18 protein-coding genes are annotated in these 18,284 nt (G+C 48.4%); 7 read left to right on the forward strand and 11 right to left on the reverse strand.

Annotated elements, in window-relative coordinates; translation table 11 throughout:
* Positions 1-32: 32 nt before the first annotated feature.
* Positions 33-260 (reverse strand): DUF2798 domain-containing protein, encoded by a 228-nt coding sequence (locus HH196_RS02845; RefSeq protein ID WP_169450576.1) that lies wholly within the window; start codon positions 258-260, stop codon positions 33-35.
* 206 nt (positions 261-466) lie between these two features.
* On the opposite strand from HH196_RS02845, the gene HH196_RS02850 reads away from it, so the two are divergent.
* Positions 467-1,126 carry a GntR family transcriptional regulator gene (locus tag HH196_RS02850; protein WP_169450577.1) on the forward strand — a complete coding sequence of 220 codons (660 nt, stop codon included), beginning with the start codon at positions 467-469 and terminating at the stop codon, positions 1,124-1,126.
* Positions 1,127-1,329: 203 nt separating this feature from the next.
* On the opposite strand, the gene HH196_RS02855 is transcribed toward HH196_RS02850, so the two are convergent.
* Genes HH196_RS02855 through HH196_RS02880 form a run of 6 tightly spaced genes read right to left on the reverse strand, consistent with a single transcriptional unit; the run spans position 1,330 to position 6,176 of the window.
* A complete protein-coding gene (locus tag HH196_RS02855; RefSeq protein ID WP_169450578.1) occupies positions 1,330-2,172 on the reverse strand; it encodes a class III extradiol dioxygenase family protein in 843 nt (280 codons plus the stop codon).
* Positions 2,165-2,521, reverse strand: coding sequence for a protocatechuate 4,5-dioxygenase subunit alpha (locus tag HH196_RS02860; RefSeq protein WP_169450579.1), 357 nt, complete (start codon positions 2,519-2,521; stop codon positions 2,165-2,167). The genes HH196_RS02855 and HH196_RS02860 overlap by 8 nt, the downstream gene beginning before the upstream one ends.
* A 9-nt stretch (positions 2,522-2,530) precedes the next feature.
* Entirely contained in the window at positions 2,531-3,406 is an 876-nt protein-coding gene (locus tag HH196_RS02865) for an amidohydrolase family protein (protein WP_305791998.1), read from the reverse strand.
* Positions 3,407-3,418: 12 nt separating this feature from the next.
* Positions 3,419-4,477 carry a 4-oxalomesaconate tautomerase gene (locus HH196_RS02870; RefSeq protein ID WP_169450581.1) on the reverse strand — a complete coding sequence of 353 codons (1,059 nt, stop codon included), beginning with the start codon at positions 4,475-4,477 and terminating at the stop codon, positions 3,419-3,421.
* Positions 4,470-5,147 carry a 4-carboxy-4-hydroxy-2-oxoadipate aldolase/oxaloacetate decarboxylase gene (locus HH196_RS02875; RefSeq protein WP_169450582.1) on the reverse strand — a complete coding sequence of 226 codons (678 nt, stop codon included), beginning with the start codon at positions 5,145-5,147 and terminating at the stop codon, positions 4,470-4,472. The genes HH196_RS02870 and HH196_RS02875 overlap by 8 nt, the downstream gene beginning before the upstream one ends.
* Before the next feature lie 21 nt (positions 5,148-5,168).
* Complete coding sequence (locus HH196_RS02880; RefSeq protein ID WP_169450583.1) at positions 5,169-6,176, reverse strand: amidohydrolase family protein; 1,008 nt, start codon at positions 6,174-6,176, stop codon at positions 5,169-5,171.
* Positions 6,177-6,347: 171 nt separating this feature from the next.
* Between HH196_RS02880 and HH196_RS02885 the strand changes: the two genes are divergently transcribed.
* The gene (locus tag HH196_RS02885; protein WP_169450584.1) at positions 6,348-7,577 is read left to right on the forward strand and encodes a LysR family transcriptional regulator; all 1,230 of its coding nucleotides are present in this window, start codon (positions 6,348-6,350) and stop codon (positions 7,575-7,577) included.
* Between the two features lie 140 nt (positions 7,578-7,717).
* A complete protein-coding gene (locus HH196_RS02890; protein WP_169450585.1) occupies positions 7,718-8,665 on the forward strand; it encodes a Gfo/Idh/MocA family oxidoreductase in 948 nt (315 codons plus the stop codon).
* A gap of 248 nt (positions 8,666-8,913) precedes the next feature.
* On the opposite strand, the gene HH196_RS02895 is transcribed toward HH196_RS02890, so the two are convergent.
* Entirely contained in the window at positions 8,914-9,846 is a 933-nt protein-coding gene (locus tag HH196_RS02895) for an AEC family transporter (protein WP_169450586.1), read from the reverse strand.
* Positions 9,847-10,032: 186 nt separating this feature from the next.
* Here HH196_RS02895 and HH196_RS02900 point away from each other — a divergent pair, with 186 nt between their 5' ends.
* From HH196_RS02900 to HH196_RS02915, 4 genes are all read left to right on the forward strand, one after another.
* Positions 10,033-11,871 (forward strand): EAL domain-containing protein, encoded by a 1,839-nt coding sequence (locus tag HH196_RS02900; RefSeq protein WP_169450587.1) that lies wholly within the window; start codon positions 10,033-10,035, stop codon positions 11,869-11,871.
* Positions 11,868-12,899, forward strand: coding sequence for an L-glyceraldehyde 3-phosphate reductase (gene mgrA / locus HH196_RS02905; protein WP_169450588.1), 1,032 nt, complete (start codon positions 11,868-11,870; stop codon positions 12,897-12,899). Before HH196_RS02900 ends, mgrA begins: the two co-directional genes overlap by 4 nt.
* An 88-nt stretch (positions 12,900-12,987) precedes the next feature.
* Positions 12,988-14,607, forward strand: coding sequence for an alpha-D-glucose phosphate-specific phosphoglucomutase (locus tag HH196_RS02910; protein WP_169450589.1), 1,620 nt, complete (start codon positions 12,988-12,990; stop codon positions 14,605-14,607).
* Between the two features lie 98 nt (positions 14,608-14,705).
* Entirely contained in the window at positions 14,706-15,146 is a 441-nt protein-coding gene (locus tag HH196_RS02915; RefSeq protein ID WP_169450590.1) for a VOC family protein, read from the forward strand.
* Between the two features lie 54 nt (positions 15,147-15,200).
* Here HH196_RS02915 and hpaD read toward each other — a convergent pair whose 3' ends face one another.
* From hpaD to hpaE, 3 genes are all read right to left on the reverse strand, one after another.
* Complete coding sequence (gene hpaD / locus HH196_RS02920) at positions 15,201-16,124, reverse strand: 3,4-dihydroxyphenylacetate 2,3-dioxygenase (RefSeq protein ID WP_169450591.1); 924 nt, start codon at positions 16,122-16,124, stop codon at positions 15,201-15,203.
* A gap of 125 nt (positions 16,125-16,249) precedes the next feature.
* Complete coding sequence (gene hpaR / locus HH196_RS02925; protein WP_169450592.1) at positions 16,250-16,678, reverse strand: homoprotocatechuate degradation operon regulator HpaR; 429 nt, start codon at positions 16,676-16,678, stop codon at positions 16,250-16,252.
* Positions 16,679-16,734: 56 nt separating this feature from the next.
* Positions 16,735-18,267, reverse strand: a complete 1,533-nt coding sequence (gene hpaE, locus HH196_RS02930) for a 5-carboxymethyl-2-hydroxymuconate semialdehyde dehydrogenase (protein WP_169450593.1) — start codon at positions 18,265-18,267, stop codon at positions 16,735-16,737.
* Positions 18,268-18,284 lie beyond the last annotated feature (17 nt).

Below are 18,284 nucleotides of genomic sequence, written 5' to 3' on the forward strand. Positions count from 1 at the left end.
GAGTCTATCGAAGTGGCGTTTCGAAGTACAACTTACTCTTTGATACAGAGTTTTTGGGTTAGCGCTGCAATACGACGACCAAATATAAGAATCACCGAAAATGCGATAGGCCATGCAACTGCGTAAGCGTTAATCCAGCGACCGATAAAGCCTTCAGACCAGCCAGTATTCACTGATGTAATAACAAAGGTCATGACGGTAACCATGATGAGACTCATGATGACAGCTTGTACAAGTGGAGCGCGACGTTTTGGAAACATTTCGTGATATCCGTATTTATTAAATAAGCATTTGCTAATGTTGGCGGTATTATCCATATTCAGCGAGAGAAGCCAAGGCGAAATATCAATTCTTATGAATATGGGTAGATCTAATTAAATAGGATCTAATCAGAAATCGAATTATTTGGACGTTTTAGTTCAACTGCGTGATAATTCGATGAAATGTAAATTTTTAAGGTTTAATCATGGAAGAGCTAGAGACCCCTTCAACCTACCAACAGCTTCGTACTGATATCTTAGAGGGCAATATAGAGCCTGAATCCAAACTCTCTATTGGTGTTTTGGCTGAACGCTATGGTTCCAGTGCTGCACCGGTGCGAGAGGCTCTCTCGCGTTTAGCTGCCGAAGGGTTGGTGACGCGTCGTGGTCAACGTGGCTATTGGGCTGCACCCATCGATGCTGATGAGTTTGTCGAAGTTTCGCGTCTCAGAGAGATGTTAGAAGTGGATGCATTTAGGCAGTCTATACGTTTAGGTGACCTAGATTGGGAGGCGGCAATTGCAGGTGCTCGTCACCGTGAGTTGGCTGTACGTGCGCAAACCGGTGCGTTAGATGCCGATCAGATTCTAGCAAGAACCCGTGAGAACCGTCGTTTCCACATGGCTTTGATCAGCGCTTGTCCATCGCAGTGGCAGCTTCGTTTTATCTCAACGCTCTATGATCAGAGTGAACGCTTTCGCCGTCTTGCACTTAATCAAGCTCCAACCAATGAGCCAGCAGGTAAAGATGAGCACGAAGCGCTAATGCAGGCTGCCTTTGATCGTGATGAGAAGACCGCAACAGAGCTATTGCGTCTGCATATTCGTAATTCGAATGATAAGGTGATGAAGGCGCTGTTTTCTTAATTCAATTACGCTCTTCTCTGGAAGATCGCTGGTAGACTTACAAACCGCTTTAGCGGTTTGATCGCGGCTTCCCCTCCGGGGAATGCGCTCCTACGGAGCTGCGGAAAGATGTTGTAGGAGCGCATTTCCGCGAAGCGGAAAGCCGCGAAAATCCCAAAACAAAAAAGCGCCCGAGGGCGCTTTTTTAACGATCAAGTCTCAGCTTAGGCTTTAGGCACTAGAAGCTGAACACCCGCCGCTGTGTTCGAGATCGGCGCGATAAGCACGTTAACAAGCTCATCAACTGGACCTGAACAAGCACCACGCATCGCTAGCCACATAGCAAGCTCAACGCCTTGAGCACCTGCAATTTCTGTTAACTCATCGTTGGTGTAGTGGGTGAGTGACTCAGGATCAGTCACTAGCTTATCCATACACATCTGGTCGAACTCAGTGTTTAGGTAGCCTGCACGCTCGCCATCTAGCTGGTGCGATAGGCCACCAGTACCAAGTACAACAACAGTCTGGTCACTATCCCATGAACGAATAGCATCACCAATCGCTTTACCAAATGCGTATGAGCGAGATGGTTTTGGCATTGGGTGGCGCTCACAGTTGATCGCGATCGGAATCACCTTGGTACCTTTGTATGTGTGGCCTGGGTAGAGGACAGACATAGGGACAGTCGCACCGTGATCCACTTTAATGTCCTGACAAACAGTCGGGTCAAAGTCGTTCTCGATGAGGTGGTTAACGATGTGCCAAGATAGATCAGTCTCACCGGTGAGTGGTGGGATGGGTTTGATACCCCAGCCTTCGTCAGCGTTGCAGTACTCTTCTGCACAGCCGATAGAGAAGGTTGGTTTCTTGTCTAAGAACATCTCAAGACCGTGGTCGTTGTAGAATAGAACCGCGATGTCTGGTTTGTTCTCGTTGATCCAGTTACGCACAGGTACATAAGCTGCGAATAGATCTTTCCAGTAAGGGGTATCTTCAATACCGCGGTCAACCGCAACACCGATAGCTGGTACGTGTGATGTGCCGATAGCACCTAAGATTTTAGCCATTCGTTTTGCCCACTCCTTGACTGTCTAGGTATGCCTGGAACTCTTCAGTTGTCTGGCCGGTCATGATGCCGCCTACGTCCTGAACGTTTAGGCCGAGGGTTCCTGCAAACTTCGCTAGGTAATAGATACTGCCGCCATTACGAAGTAGGGCGATGATATCGCGCTTCAGGATCGCCTCTTTCTGAGCTGGGTTCAGTTTGAACTTGTCGCAGTATGCTGCTTCGTCTTGGCGAAACGCTTCGCGAGCGCTCTCTTCATTAAACGAGAAACACATCTTGTTGAGGTTGTAGCCCAATTTTGCTGCTACACCGTCAAATTTGTATGTGCCCTCAATGATTGGTTCAATCATAAGAACTCCTTATCGTTCCCAGTACAAACGCATTGGGTTATCGATCAATAGTTTACGTTGTAGCTCTTCAGTTACAGCGATATGTGGAATGACATCAACCAACATGCCGTCATCTGGTGTGTGTGACTTCATGTTAGGGTGTGGCCAATCAGTACCCCAAAGAACACGGTCTGGGAAGGCTTCAACGAGTGCGCGCATGTAAGGAACAACATCTGAGTAATCAGGTGGTGTATTCGTTAGGCGCTCTGGGCAGCTCACTTTAGTCCACACTTTGTCGTTGTTACGCATTAGGTCCATGAAACGTTGGAAGTCTGGGTGATCAACACCTTTAGCAACGTCTGGGCGGCCCATGTGGTCGACAACGATGGTTGTATTAAGTTCGTTTAGGAACGGAATCAGATCTTCAAGGTCTGGCGCTTCGAAGTAGACAACGATGTGCCAGCCTAGTGGTTTAATCTTCTCGGCAATCGATAGGAACACCTCTTTTGGTGTTGTATCAACAAGGCGTTTTACGAAGTTGAAACGAACGCCGCGAACACCCGCTTTATCCATAGCCTCTAGCTCTTCTACGGTGATTGCAGGGTCAACCACTGCTACACCGCGTGCTAGGTCGCCAGCAGTCTCAAGAGCATCAACTAGTGCTGCGTTGTCTGTACCGTGACATGAAGCCTGTACAATAACGTTACGGCTAAAGCCCAGGTAATCACGCAGTGCGAATAGCTGCTCTTTAGAGGCGTCACAAGGCGTGTATTTACGCTTAGGGTGGTACGGAAATTTGTCGGCTGGGCCAAACACGTGACAGTGCGCATCAACTGCTCCGGCAGGCGCTACAAAGTCAGGCTTTTTAGGGTTGTCGTGAAACGGGCGGTAATCTGCATCCATGATCTTAATTCCTAATTATTCAGCGAAAACTTCGCCATCAAATAGTTTTCGCGCTGTGCGTAATAGTGCAGCGCTTTTTGGTTGGCCATCCTGATCGATATCAATAACTACCGTCATTTCACCGATTGGATGCTCAACAGCAAGTGTTTTTCTGTTCCCTTCAGGCAGGTTAGCAACTGAAGCGGCAGGTGAGTTTGGTAAAATAGCTGCGGTCGCAACGCTAACTGCACCGAGTACACCGATAGAGGCGTGGCAGCGATGAGGGATAAATGTGCGTGTAGATAGTGCACCACCATCGGTCGCCTCGCTTACCATACTCATCTTAGGCACAGACTTCTCAGTCACATCGCCTAGATTCATCATTGGGCCCGCTTGTAGGCGAATCGCTTCAAGCTTAGCGCGAAGTTCGCTATTTGCTTCTAACTCTTCACGAGACTCTGTGCCGCTGATACCCATATCTGATGCGCGCATTACAACTACAGGCATGCCGTTATCAATGAGGGTACACTCGACACCGTTGATAAGGTCAACTGCATTACCCGTAGGAAGTAGAGCGCCACAAGATGAGCCAGCAGTATCTAAGAACTCAAGCGGTACAGCCGCTGAAGTGCCTGGTACGCCATCGATCTTTGATTCTCCTTTGTAGGTCACTGAGCCATTCGGTGTTGCAACTGTGGCGATAGCGATCTGTCCGGTGTTCTCCATGAAGATACGCACTTGTGTCTCATCACCGATTGCTTTAACCAAGCCCCGCTCGATCGCGAAAGGACCAATGCCTGCAAGGATATTTCCGCAGTTCTGTGCATCGGTGACGATCGCTTGATCAACGAACACCTGTAGGAATAGGTAGTCGACATCCGCATCATCGCGCTCAGATGCGCTAACCACTGCAACCTTTGAGGTTATAGGGTCAGCACCACCTAGACCGTCGATCTGACGTGGATCAGGCGATCCCATCATGCCAAGAAGAAAGGCATCACGTGCGGCGGTATCGCTCGGTAGGTCACTTTTTAAGAAGTAACCACCTTTAGATGTGCCGCCGCGCATCCACATGCAGCGAATGCCATTAGACATATTTAAGGCCTTTCTCTTCTAGGCGAGGGCGCATGTTGTAGATATCAAGGCCGAGTTCGCCGTTAGCCATGCGAACACGCTTCTCCTCTTCGCGTGCTTCGCGTGCTAGAGCCTCTTTAAGAACATCTGCAGCCTCTTCACGACGCACAACACAAACGCCATCGTCATCGGCAACGATAATGTCGCCAGGATAGATAAGCGCTTCAGCACAAACCATTGGAATGTTTACTGAACCTAGAGTCTCTTTGATGGTGCCTTTTGCGTAAACCGCTTTCGACCAAACTGGGAACTCCATCTCGCGAAGGATCTTTGTATCGCGCACGCCGCCATCAATGATGAGGCCCTGAACTCCACGAGCTTTAGCTGAGGTCGCTAGTAGGTCGCCAAAGAAACCGTCGTATGAAGGTGAAGTAGGTGCGAACACCATGATGTCGCCTGGCTGACACTGCTCGATTGCAACGTGCATCATCCAGTTGTCGCCAGCGGCGCCAGAGATAGTCACTGCGCTACCGGCAATGCCGGCACCCTGATAGATAGGGCGCATGTAATGCGCTAGAAGACCGCGACGGCCCTGCGCTTCGTGTACAGTCGCAACACCTAGTTTAGCGAGTCCTGCAATAACTTCTGGATCTGCACGTTCAATGTGCTGAACAACTACGTTCTCTGCCATGATTCTCTCCTAGAACTCGAATTAAACTTTAAGACGGCTAAATACGCGGCGAGCGTTATCTTCAAAGATCGCCTTCTTAGCTGCTGCATCAACCTTAGTGGTCGCGTCGATGTACTTCTTGGTGTCATCGAAGTAGTGGCCTGTCTCAGGGTCGATACCACGAACCGCGCCGATCATCTCTGATGCGAACAGGATGTTATCTGTAGGGATAACGTCTAGAAGACAGTCGATACCTTTCTGGTGGTATACACAGGTATCGAAGAAGACGTTGTTAAGCACGCGCTCTTCTAGTTCAAAACCTTTATCCAGTGCCATGCCACGGAAACGACCCCAGTGGTAAGGAACAGCACCGCCACCATGAGGAATGATGATCTTAAGTGTTGGGAAGTCTTTGAATACATCCGACATCATTAGCTGCTGGAACGCAGTTGTATCAGCACCTAGGTAGTGTGAGCCTGTAGTATCAAAGTTGTGGTTACACGCTGCTGATACGTGGATCATCGCAGGGATATCGTACTCACACATCTTCTCGTAGATAGGGTAAAACTCGCGAGCCGATAGACGGCTGCCGTTCCAGTGGCCGCCTGATGGATCTGGGTTTAGGTTGATACCGATAAAGCCCATCTCTTCAACTGTACGAATGATCTCTGGTACAGATTTAGCCGGATCAACGCCTGGTGACTGAGGAAGCTGAGCTACTGGTACGAAGTTCTCAGGGAAAAGATCACATACACGACGGATCAGGTCGTTCTGGTTTTCAGTCCAGAAACGGCTCGTGTGCTCGTTACCTACGTGATGTCCCATCCAGCTTGCGCGTGGTGAGAAGATAGTGAGGTCGGTGCCACGCTCCTGCTGAAGCTTAAGCTGGTTATTGATGATCGATTCACGAATCTCATCGTCGGTTACACCGAAGTCGCCTTTCTCGCCAACGAAATCTGGGTTTTTAGCAACTTCTGCTGTCTGTGCGTCACGCCAAGCGCCAACACCTGGAGGGGTAGTGGTGTAGTGACCATGAATATCGATAATCATAAGATCTATTTCCTCGTTCTAATCTATCTCTCGCGTCTGACATTTAGCCAAACTGCGTTTATCAGCTATACATACTCCAATTTTGCCTATTTGAGATCTATTAAGTTTTACCCGAAGGGGTATTAGTTTTTGATATAGGCATTTGTCGATTGTAAGAGTATTATCGCTCTCATGTTTACGAATATTCCCAATATCAGGCACCTTAGGGTATTCATTGAGGTTGCAAAGGCTGGCGGTATTAGTCAGGCGTCGAGTAGGGTTTTTCTCTCTCAGCCAGCGATGACCCAAGCAATTGCTAAACTCGAGAAGATGCTCGACGTTAAGCTATTCGATCGTCAGACCAGTGGCATGTACTTAACGGATGCCGGCAAACTCTGGATGCTGCGTGTAGAGCGTGCCTTTGATTATCTAATTCAAGGCTTCTCCGAGATTCAGGCGCATCCAGTATCGCGCCGTTTGAATCAGGGCGAACAAGCACTCTCTCAGATTACGACGACACAACTGAAGGCTTTGGTGGCTGTCAGTGATGCGCAAAACTTTAGCGTGGCGGGTCGTGCGCTCGGGGTTTCGCAATCCTCATTGCATCGTGCTTGTCGAGATCTTGAGTCGGTTTTAGGTGTATCCCTGTTTGAAAAAACAAGCTTAGGAATAGCTTCAACTAAGTTTGCTAAATCATTGACTAAAAATGTAAAACTTTCTGTATCTGAGCTTCATCAAGGGCTGCAGGAGCTCTCTGGTTTAGGTGATCGACAAGAGGTGGGTCGCTTGCGAATAGGTAGTATGCCGTTGGCAAGAACCTCGCTGATGCCCTCTGTTATAAACCAATTTAGTCGAGACTTTCCGGGTATCACTTTAGAGCTTGTCGATGGTCCTTATGAGGATCTTCTCACTCACTTACTACAAGGTGATCTTGATATTCTGGTTGGTGCTTTGCGTTTCCCACCACCGACTGATGAGCTGACCCAAGAGGAGCTCATTTCACCGCCGCTTGCGGTTGTTGGTAGAAAGGGCCATCCCGCGATTGCTCGTAATGATCTCACGCCGAGTGTACTGATGGGTTATGGTTGGGTAGTTCCGCGAAGCAGGGCACCAACAAGACAGCTTTTTGAAGATCTTATCGTCGCTAAATCGGATATTGAGGTCTCATCACTGATCGAGACCAGCTCCCAGGTGTTGATTCGCGAACTGCTGATGGGTAGTGACCGTCTAACACTAATATCTCGACATCAGGTCGAGTATGAGTTGCTAAGTGGCGCCTTAGAGGTGATTCCATTCGAGTTATCACATACTCGTCGCCCTATTGGTATTACTCATCGTACTAACTGGCAACCAACATCGGCACAGCAAAAAATTATCGATATGTTCCGATATGCCGCATCTCTTTATAGTGGAGATGAGTAATGCCTTTCACTTTTTTGAATGGCAAATGAGCTAATTTTAGTTTCAGGCTGGCATAGGGATTGTTAGCCTAGTAATCATTCTTGGATGCCTATGTTTAGCAAGAGCATCTTTCGAACCCTTAAAAAGATTTGGAGTTGATAATGAGAATTTGTGTTGCTGGCGCTATGGGCGCTTTCGGCCTTAAGCACTTAGATGCACTGAGCGCTATTGATGGCGTTGAAGTAACTTCGGTTGTTGGTACAAAACCTGATGCGATCAAAGCCTTTGCTGAAGAGCGTAATATCGGTCACTACACAACAGACCTTGCTGAATCACTTGCACGTGATGACGTTGATGCCGTGATTCTAGCAACTCCAACTCAGATGCACGCATCGCAGTCTATTCAGTGTCTAGAAGCTGGCAAACACGTGATGGTTGAGATCCCAATGGCTGATAACATTGAAGACTCAATCAAGCTTGTAGAGACTCAGAAGCGTACTGGCCTTGTTGCAATGTCTGGTCAGACGCGTCGTTTCAACCCAAGCCACCAGTGGATCCATAACAAGGTTCAGGCGGGTGAGTTGAAGATTCAGCAGATGGACGTGCAGACTTACTTCTTCCGTCGTTCAAACAAAAACGCTCTAGGTCTAGCGCGCTCTTGGACTGACCACCTGCTATGGCACCATGCTTGTCACACAGTTGACCTATTCGGTTACCAGACTGGTGAGAAGATCGTTAAGTCACAAGCACTTCAGGGTCCTATCCACCCAGAACTTAACATCGCGATGGATATGTCTATTGGTATGAAGTCAGAGAGCGGCGCAATCTGTACCCTATCTCTATCATTCAACAACGATGGCCCATTCGGTACTTTCTTCCGTTACATCTGTGATAACGGCACCTACCTTGCTCGTTACGATGATCTTTACGACGGTAACGACAACAAGATCGATCTTTCTGGTGTTGCTGTATCTAACAACGGTATCGAACTTCAGGATCGTGAGTTCATCGCGGCAATCCGTGAAGGTCGCGAGCCAAACTCAAGCGTTGCTCAGGTTCTTCCAGCAATGGAAACTTTGCACGCTCTAGAGCAGTGTCTAAACGACTAATCCCTGCTTGAATAGAAAAGGCCGCATTGCGGCCTTTTTGTTTTCTGCAGTATCTGGAAATGGCTGATAGATTTCTCGGCTTGCACTGCGTGCAATTCGCTCCTACAGTCGGACTTCGTAATGGATCACTGGAAGACGCTGAGAGTGTTGGGTCAGACCGCGGAGGGTCAGACCCGTTGCTCCGTAAATAGTTTGCCGCTCGGGGTCTGTCCCTCCGGGACTGACCCCACTTTACAATTACGCTCGAACTACAACACAAACGCCAAAAAGCCATTCAACGTTACATAGGCTGTAACGGTCGCTGCAAGCAGTGAGCTTGCTGCTACTTTACCAGCACCATAGGGCCCTGCTAAAACCGGAAACACTGTTAGCATCGGCGATGCTGCTGTAATCACAGCTGCGGTGTAAAGGATTGGATCCATAGGTCCCCAGGCTGCCAATACTGCAATCATGATGAGAGGGTGCAGTACCAGTTTAGATAGCGTAACCGTTGAGATCGCGCGCAGATCACCCTTGATAGAGTTACCTACCAAAGATCCGCCAATCATAATGAGCGCTGTTGCTGCCGCACCACTGGCTAGCATGCCTAATGACTGCTGAATAAATGCAGGAAAGTGCAGCCCTAATGCAGACATGGTTAAACCCGCAGCAACTGCCAGTAGGATAGGGTTGGATATTAAGCGTTTGCCGATTTTGCTAAGAATCTGCTTAGTTCCATCCGCAGCTGAGGTTGCCACTTTCCACTCAGTAACAAAAAGCGCAACAGGCATGACAAGGAGGTTCTCTACCAGCACACAAAGAGCAAACACTTTGGTTGCGTGGTCTGGCATCACCTGCAGCAATATAGGTAGACCCACAAACATGCTGTTTGGGATGGCGCCACCCATGGCAAGAATACTCGCTTCGCTACCTTTGCTATTGGTGAAGCGACTGATCAGAAAGTTGGCCACAAAGTAGGTGATCACACTCGCTAATCCATAGGTGATCATAAAGTCCGGTTTGATCAACTCTTGCGGTGTGCTTTTGGTTAGGTTGATCAACATAATTCCGGGTACTGCAAAGTAGAGTACGAAACGGCCTAATGCTGGAATGTGTTCTGGCAGTAACACTTTTTTGTAGACGCCCAGATAGCCCAGCGCGATTAGAAAAAAGAGGGGAGAGGTGATCGCTAATACGTTCAAGCTTCTATTCCTTGTGAAGCGGATTGGTTGCGCTATTCTACATCAAAGTGATCTGCTGGAATGAGTCTCTTTCCAGGATAATTCCAATCTTTAGAGCCATAGTTGCCCGTAAGGGCAGAGTTTTCTTGATATGGCCGCGCCCTGTCAGTAATCTTGTTGTAAATAGAGAAAAGGCGCATTGCCCTGATGCATACTCCCTCGTACCGCTCATTTAATACCTTCTCGACTCGCACTCAGTTGTTCGATTCAATTTTACATCTGTTGCTTTGGGTTTCGGGTGCAATGGCAGTGGTCGCATCTGTTAAATATCTATTGATTGGTGGGGGTAGCGAGTGGAGTTTTATCCCTCTACCGCTGACACTGTTACTTATAAAACTGTTTGGTAACGGCGTCTCTACAACGATTAAGGCATCTCTAGTCATTCTGGTGATGTTGATCAACGCTTTTTTCGTGCAGATCTACGGCGGCTCTTTAGATTTAACGCTCTGGTGTGGTCTTCTCTACCCCGTCTTTTTGAGGTTCCTAATTCCACAATCTGCGATTTTGGCTGTTGTCCCTCTATCGATCTTTATATTCGCCTGGCTCTCTCACTACGCAGTTGGACTCAATGGTGCCGTCCTCTATTCGCAGGATGATAAATTCATCGTCCATTTCCCTACGATACTTTTTGCCATTCTTGGTTACTACACCATCTCGATTATGTTCAATCAGGTCTACCGCTACACAGCGCTTAAAGAGATGGACCTTGATAATAATATGGCCCAAGGGTTGCTGGATGAGTTGCAGCTAGAAGCACACTTCAATTGGCTGCGCCACAAAAATGAGGACGATACCTCTGTTCGTGTCTACGGTATTCGCGTTGCAGGTCTTAATGTTGATAGTTCATCCCAAACTGCTCCGGAATTAACGCTGGTATCCGCCTTTAATAATCTGCTTAGAAGCCGTCTACCGATAGGTGTCAGTATTGGGCGTCTGAAAAATGGGGATTACGTCGTTATGGCGGAGCGTCGATACTGGGACGCCTTTGAGACGGGGCTTCGCTCGCTTTTACACGACAGTTTAGAGATTGATGGCAGCTACATATCTATTGAGCCATCTATAGCTACTTCTGATGCGCCAACCGACGGTGCTACTCTCAAAAATATCCTAAGTAATCTAAACACGGTCTTCGAACGTGCTCTAGAGGAGCGTAAGCTCTTTGCTCGCTACACTTTGCAGGATCGTGAACGACAGAGCTCTCGTAAGCAGTTTAGTGTTAGCGATTTGCTTGCCGCGATCGATCAGCGACAACTCGAGGTACACTTTCAGCCGAAGATCGATATTCAAAATGAAGATCAGTTAGTGGGTGCAGAAGCTCTAGTTCGCTGGCGTCATCCTGAATTAGGTTTGCTCTATCCGGGTGACTTCGTTGATGAGATGGAGCGCTCTGCAGTTCGTTTGAACTTTGTAAATTTCATCATCGAAGAGAGTGCTAAGTTCTGCTACCAGTTGCAGGAGGCGGGCCATCCCATCGAGATCTCATTCAATTTGAATGCACATGATATTCAGGACCTTCGCGTAACTGCCGATCTACATCGTGTGCAGTCTGATTACAATTTCCCACCTAACCTGATGCAGATAGAGGTGAGTGAGCATGAGACCAGCGTTAGCTTGGACTCCTTAACTCGAGCACTAAACGCAATACGTGAACTTGGTTATGGCGTATCGCTCGATGATTTCGGTACAGGTATGAGTTCACTTAGCTATTTCCAAGCACTGCCTGTAGATACGGTGAAGATAGACCGCCGATTCGTGCATGACCTACACCTCAATCCATCCTCTGAGCAGGTGGTTAGAATGATCACGAGTCTTGCTAAGAGTGAGGGCTGTGCTCTGGTGGCCGAAGGTGCTGAGGTGTCAGAAGAGATTGATGTGCTTCGCAAAATTGGGGTTAACCAGGTGCAGGGCTTCTACTTTGGAGCAGCGCTCGATGCCGAGGCTTTCTTCAAACAGTATGGTTTAACTATCAAGGAAGATGACGAATGAGTTACAGAGCAGACCCAAAACGTTACGACACAATGAAGTATCGTAAGTGCGGCCGTTCAGGTTTAAAACTACCAGCAATCTCATTGGGCCTTTGGCATAACTTTGGTGACGATACACCTCACCAAACAAAGCGCGATATGTGCACACGAGCTTTTGATTTAGGCATTACTCACTTTGATCTCGCCAACAACTATGGGCCGCCTGCGGGCAGTGCTGAGTTGGCTTTTGGTCGTATTTTAAAAGAGGAGTTCGCAGGTTATCGCGATGAGCTCATTATCTCTTCCAAAGCGGGCTACGATATGTGGCCTGGTCCTTATGGAGAGTGGGGGAGCCGTAAGTACCTTATCGCCTCTTGTGATCAATCTTTAAAACGTATGGGGTTGGATTACGTAGATATCTTCTACTCACACCGTTTTGATCCCAACACCCCGTTAGAAGAGACGATGGGGGCGTTAGATCAGATCGTGCGCTCTGGCAAAGCGCTCTATGTTGGTATCTCTTCCTACAACTCTGCTCGTACCCGAGAGGCGGTTGCGATACTGGAAGAGTTGGGTACACCCTGTTTAATCCATCAGCCTAGTTACAACATGCTCAATCGTTGGGTGGAGCAGGATGGCTTGCGCGAGACGCTCGCTGAACTTGGTGTAGGTTCCATTGCCTTTACTCCGTTGGCGCAAGGGATGCTAACGGGTAAGTACCTAAAGGGTATCCCTGAAGGGAGTCGTGCGACTCAGGGGAAATCATTAGAACCAGATACTCTAACGCCTGAGGTTATCGACTCGTTAAATCGCCTTAATGATATTGCCGCAGCCCGTGGTCAGAGTTTGGCGCAACTGGCCATCGCTTGGGTGCTGCGTGAAGAGAAGATCACCACGGCATTGATTGGTGCCTCATCAGTTTCTCAGATAGAGGAAGCGGTGGGTGCTATTGATCAACTCGAATTTACCGAAGCTGAGTTAGCTGCGATAGATGCAGCCTCTATGGATGCGGGTATTAACCTTTGGGCGCAATCCTCTGAAAGTGAATAAAGATTAAAGAGGAGCCAGCAGAATAAGTTGGCGTGTTTAATTGCATCAGCAAGAGTAGGCACTCGTTTTTACAATTTTGGATTCAGATATGACGCTCATTAATACGACCCCTTTTCAAGATCAGAAGCCCGGTACCTCGGGCCTTCGTAAAAAGGTTCGTCACTTTCAACAACCGCACTACCTCGAGAACTTTGTACAAGCCATCTTTAATGCAGTTGGCGGAGGTCAGAATGGTTGTTTAGTCGTTGGTGGCGATGGCCGCTACTTCAACCGTGAGGCAGTACAAACCATCGTTGCTATGGCCATTGCCAATGGTTACAAGGAAATTATTGTAGGCCAGGGTGGTATCCTCTCTACGCCTGCTGCTTCTTGTGTGATCCGCAAATACAAATGTTCCGGCGGTATTATCTTATCGGCTAGCCATAACCCTGGTGGGCCGGATGAGGACTTTGGCATCAAATATAATGGTGCAAATGGCGGTCCTGCAACGGAGCAGTTAACAGACAAAATCTATGCTGAGAGTTGTGCCTTAACGAGCTACAAACTAAGCGCTATAGAAGCTATCGATCTAGACCTTATCGGCACCCTTGATGTTGAGGGGGTAAAGGTTCGTATCATCGATTCAGTGTCTGATTATGCTGAATTGATGGAGTCGCTATTTGATTTCCCTGCGATGCGTTCACTTCTCTCTGGTGGCGAATTCTCATTTTGTTTCGATGCGATGCATGCTGTAACAGGCCCCTACGCAAAAGAGATTCTTATTAATCGCTTAGGTGCGCCCGCAGAGAGTGTCATTAATGCGACCCCAGAAGAGGATTTTGGTGGGCACCATCCAGATCCAAATCTAGTTCATGCTGCAGACCTTGTATCGAAAGTTAACCAAAACGGATTGGATTTCGGTGCGGCATCTGATGGTGACGGTGATCGCAACATGATCATTGGTAATAACTTCTACGTGAACCCGTGTGACAGTCTTGCTGTACTCGCTGCAAACGCAACGTTGATCCCGGGATATGCGCAGGGTCTTGCAGGTGTCGCGCGCTCTATGCCTACCAGCAGAGCCTTAGACCGTGTCGCTGCCGCTCAAGGCCTCAACTGTTATGAGACGCCGACCGGGTGGAAGTTCTTTGGCAACCTAATAGATGATGGTCGCATTACATTTTGTGGTGAAGAGAGCTTTGGAACCGGCTCTAGCCATGTTCGCGAAAAGGATGGCCTATGGGCAGTACTGTGTTGGCTAAATATTCTTGCCTCTACAGGTGAAAGTGTTGCCTCTTTGATGCGTAACCATTGGCAAAACTTTGGTCGTGATCTATTTACCCGTCATGATTATGAGGGTCTGGATAGTGCGCAAGCTGCTGAGATGATGAAAGCTTTGGATGAGAAGCTCACTAACCTTGCGGGTAGTAACTTTGATGGCTTTGTCGTTGAAACGGCTGACCAGTTTGCCTATTCCGATCCTGTCGATGGCTCTGTTAGTCAGCGTCAGGGAGTACGTATCCTCTTTACCAACGGCGCACGCATTGTTGTTCGTCTATCTGGCACAGGCACGTCCGGTGCAACACTGCGCGTCTATCTAGATCGTTTCATTAATGAAGATTTAGAGTGTGATACGCAAGCCGCTCTTGCACCTCTGTCTGCTGTTGCGTCCAAGCTGATTGGAGTTGAAGCGTTTACGGGTCGCAAAGCGCCGGATGTTGTTACCTGAAAATATCGGGGCCTGCGCGTAGCGAAGGCCCCGGAAAATTGTAGGAGCGCATTACCCGCAGGGTAAGCCGCGATCAATTCCCATTAAGGAAAGTAGTCATGAAATACCTTCACACCATGGTTCGTGTAACCGATATTGATGCATCGCTAGCCTTCTATTGTGATGCTTTAGGAATGGTTGAGATCTCCCGTAAAGAGAGTGAAGCGGGGCGTTTTACACTTATCTTTTTAGCAGCTCCGAATGATGCAGAGCGCGGCAGGGCTGAGCAGGCGCCGCTGCTTGAGTTGACCTATAACTGGGATCCGGAAGCTTATGAAGGTGGCCGTAACTTTGGCCACCTAGCTTTCGCAGTGGATGATATTTACGCTACCTGTGCCCACATGCAAGCTTGTGGTGTAGTGATTAACCGACCACCGCGAGATGGTCGAATGGCTTTTGTTCGCTCTCCCGATTTGATCTCAGTAGAGCTATTGCAAAAAGGTGATGCACTAGCACCTGCTGAACCTTGGCTATCGATGGCCAACATAGGTGAGTGGTAGCAGATTCGATGTTACAAAAAAGCCCTGTGAATAACAGGGCTTAGTGGAGTCCGATTATAGTCGACTCGCGCCTTCGGTTGACGGAGAGTCAGGGGAAACAGCTTGTGGAACCTGAGATCCTGTCACTTCCGTTACAGGGAAGATAGCGTTGATCTGTCCTGTACCTGATGCGCCAAAGTATGGTGTTACCACCTCAGCAGGTGCATTGTATTCGCTCCAGCCTAGTGCACCCATCAGCATTGCCGTGTCGTGCATAAAGCCTTCGCCGTGACCTTTGGCTGCGTATTCAGGCAGCATTTCACAGAAGTCCTTCCACTGCGCGTTCTTCCACATATCGATCACCATGTGGTCAAGATGCTCTAGGAATGGGCTCCAGATCTTGTGAGCAAATTCAGGTGCTTTACCGTTCTGTGCAAAACGGTGCGAGAGCGAACCGCTTGCGAGAATCGCAACTGTACCGTCGTAGTGCTTCTCAATCGCTTCACGAAGCGCCCAGCCAAGGCGTGCACTGTCGTTAAGGTAGTGCACCATACAAAGAGCTGAAATAGAGACAACTTTAAAGTGCTGGTCTTCATTCATGTAACGCATAGGAACAAGTGCTCCGTACTCAGGGGCGAGTGAGGTCTTGTCGTGCGCTAGGGTATCGATACCTTGCAGATTACACTCTTTAGCAATGATATGGCCGAGTTCAGGGTTGCCTGGGAACTCATAGGTCATGTGGTTGATAAAGTGTGGTAGTTCGTTACTGGTGTAGTCGCCTTTGAAGTGATCGTTACAAAGGATGTGATAACCACCGTTTACGAGCCAGTGGGTATCGAAAACGATGATGGTATCTACGCCTAGTTCACGACAACGACGGCCGATCTCTTTATGGCCGTCAATTGCTGCTTTACGCGTATCTTTACGAGGACCATCGAACTCTGAGAGGTACATCGATGGTACATGTGTAATTTTGGCTGCGAGTGCGAGTTTACCCATATTGTTATCTCACTTTCCTTTGTGTGTTTGAGTTTACCGAACGGTCCGCATCCGTTGCGTACAGGGTTATCTTAATGAGTCTTACTAAAGTCATTATTGCTTCAGCTCAACAAATAAAGAACCTTTTAGGCGTCGGGATCTAAGCTCAATATCTTGTTTAAAAGTTGATCGAGCTTCTGCATATCCTTAGAGCTCAATTTCTTGGTTAGCTGCTGATATCGCTCATCAACTAACGGAGCGACCTCATCAAACATCGCCTCTGCTTTTGGGGTTAGAGAGATGAGAACTACGCGCTGGTCTTCTGAAGAGCGGCGGCGTTTAATCAAATCCTGTTGCTCTAGGCGCGTTAGAATGCCAGTCAAACTAGGGCTCAAAAGTGAGCATCGATTGGCTAGCTCTTTGGACTCAGACTCTGGGTACTGCTTGAGTGCACGAATTACTCGCCACTGCTGCTCAGTAAGAGAGACCTCCTGCAACACAGGACGGAAGAAACTCATGGTTACTTCGCGTGCCTTAAGCAGTTTTAGAGGTATCGAATCATCAAAATCACGCATTTTAGTATTCGCTTAAATTGAGTGAATGCGCTGGCGGTTAACCAGCGCATATCAGCTTATTTACCGAGTGTTGGAACCTTGTGAGTACCATGTGCGACACACACGTTCTTAGTTTCCATGTAGAAGTCGAAGCTCCAGTCGCCGCCATCACGGCCGATACCAGACTGCTTGATACCACCGAATGGAGAAGGCAGGTTACGGTTGTTCTCAGAGTTAACCCAAAGCATACCCGCTTCAACTTTACGAGCCATACGCATTGCACGGCCAGTGTTTTCAGTCCAGATGTAACCTGATAGGCCATACTCTGTATCGTTCGCGATAGCGATCGCTTCCTCTTCAGTTTCAAACTGGATAGCAGTTAGAACAGGTCCGAAAATCTCTTCACGCGCGATACGCATGCTGTTGTCAGCGCCGGTGAATAGGGTTGGTTTAACGTAGTTACCCTGTAGAGAAATACCGTTGTTAGCTTGATCAACACGTGCACCACCAACAGCGATTTTAGCGCCATCTTCAGTCGCTAGATCCATGTAGCTTAGTACTTTCGCACAGTGGCCAGTGTGAACAAGTGGGCCCACTTCTGTTTGTGGATCCAGTGGGTGGCCTACGCGAAGGTTCTTAACGCGAGCTTCTAGGGCTTCGATGAACTTCGGTGCGATACCTTTCTGGATGAGAAGGCGGCTAGATGAAGTACAACGCTGGCCGTTCAAGCTGTAGATCATGAATACAACTGCATCTAGTGCACGTTCAAAGTCTGCATCATCAAATACAATAACTGGGTTTTTACCACCTAGCTCGAAGTGCATACGTTTTAGCGTATCTGCACCCTGACGCATAATGTGTGTACCAGTCGCTGATTCACCAACAAGAGCGACAGCCTTGATAGCTGGGTGCTCAGTTAGACGCTTACCAGCAGTCTCACCGAAACCGTTAACCATGTTCCAAACGCCTTTTGGAAGAACTTCATCTGCAATTTCAGCAAGGATGTAAGCGCTTAGCGGTGTTAGTTCAGCTGGTTTGTGTACCACGGTACAGCCTGCGGCTAGGGCAGGGGCGATCTTCCAGGTAGATAGCATGAAAGGGGTGTTCCATGGCGTGATGATGCCAACAGGACCAATCGCGTTGCGGATTGTGAAGTTGGTGTGCTCGTCCTGGTGAAGTGCCAGGCCGTTCTGCGCTTCTGGTGCTTTGTCGGCGAAGAAGCGGAAGTTAGCTGCGCCGCGAACAGCTGCCTGTTTCATGAAACGAATCGCCTGACCACAGTCCATAGACTCAACTAGTGCGATCTCGTCTGCACGCTCTACAAGTTTGTCTGCAAACTTATTAAGAATCTTTTTACGCTCAGCGCCTGGAGTGTTTGACCACTCCTGGAATGCATCTTCTGCTGCCTGACAAGCAGCATCTACATCTGCCACAGTACCGGCAACAACCTTACCTAGTGATGAGTTATCAGTTGGTGTGATGTTGTCGTATAGTTCGCCACAAGAACCCTGAGTGAATTCACCATTGATGTAGTGGCCTACAGGTGCATCAGCAAAACGTTTTAGGTAGTCGGTAGCGCGTGCTTGGTTTGTTTGTAGAGTATCGCTCATTTTTAAAACTCCTTTGG

Origin of the sequence: Marinobacterium sp. LSUCC0821 (genome assembly GCF_012848475.1) — a bacterium.
In the GTDB taxonomy this organism is placed as follows: Bacteria; Pseudomonadota; Gammaproteobacteria; order Pseudomonadales; family Balneatricaceae; genus Marinobacterium_E.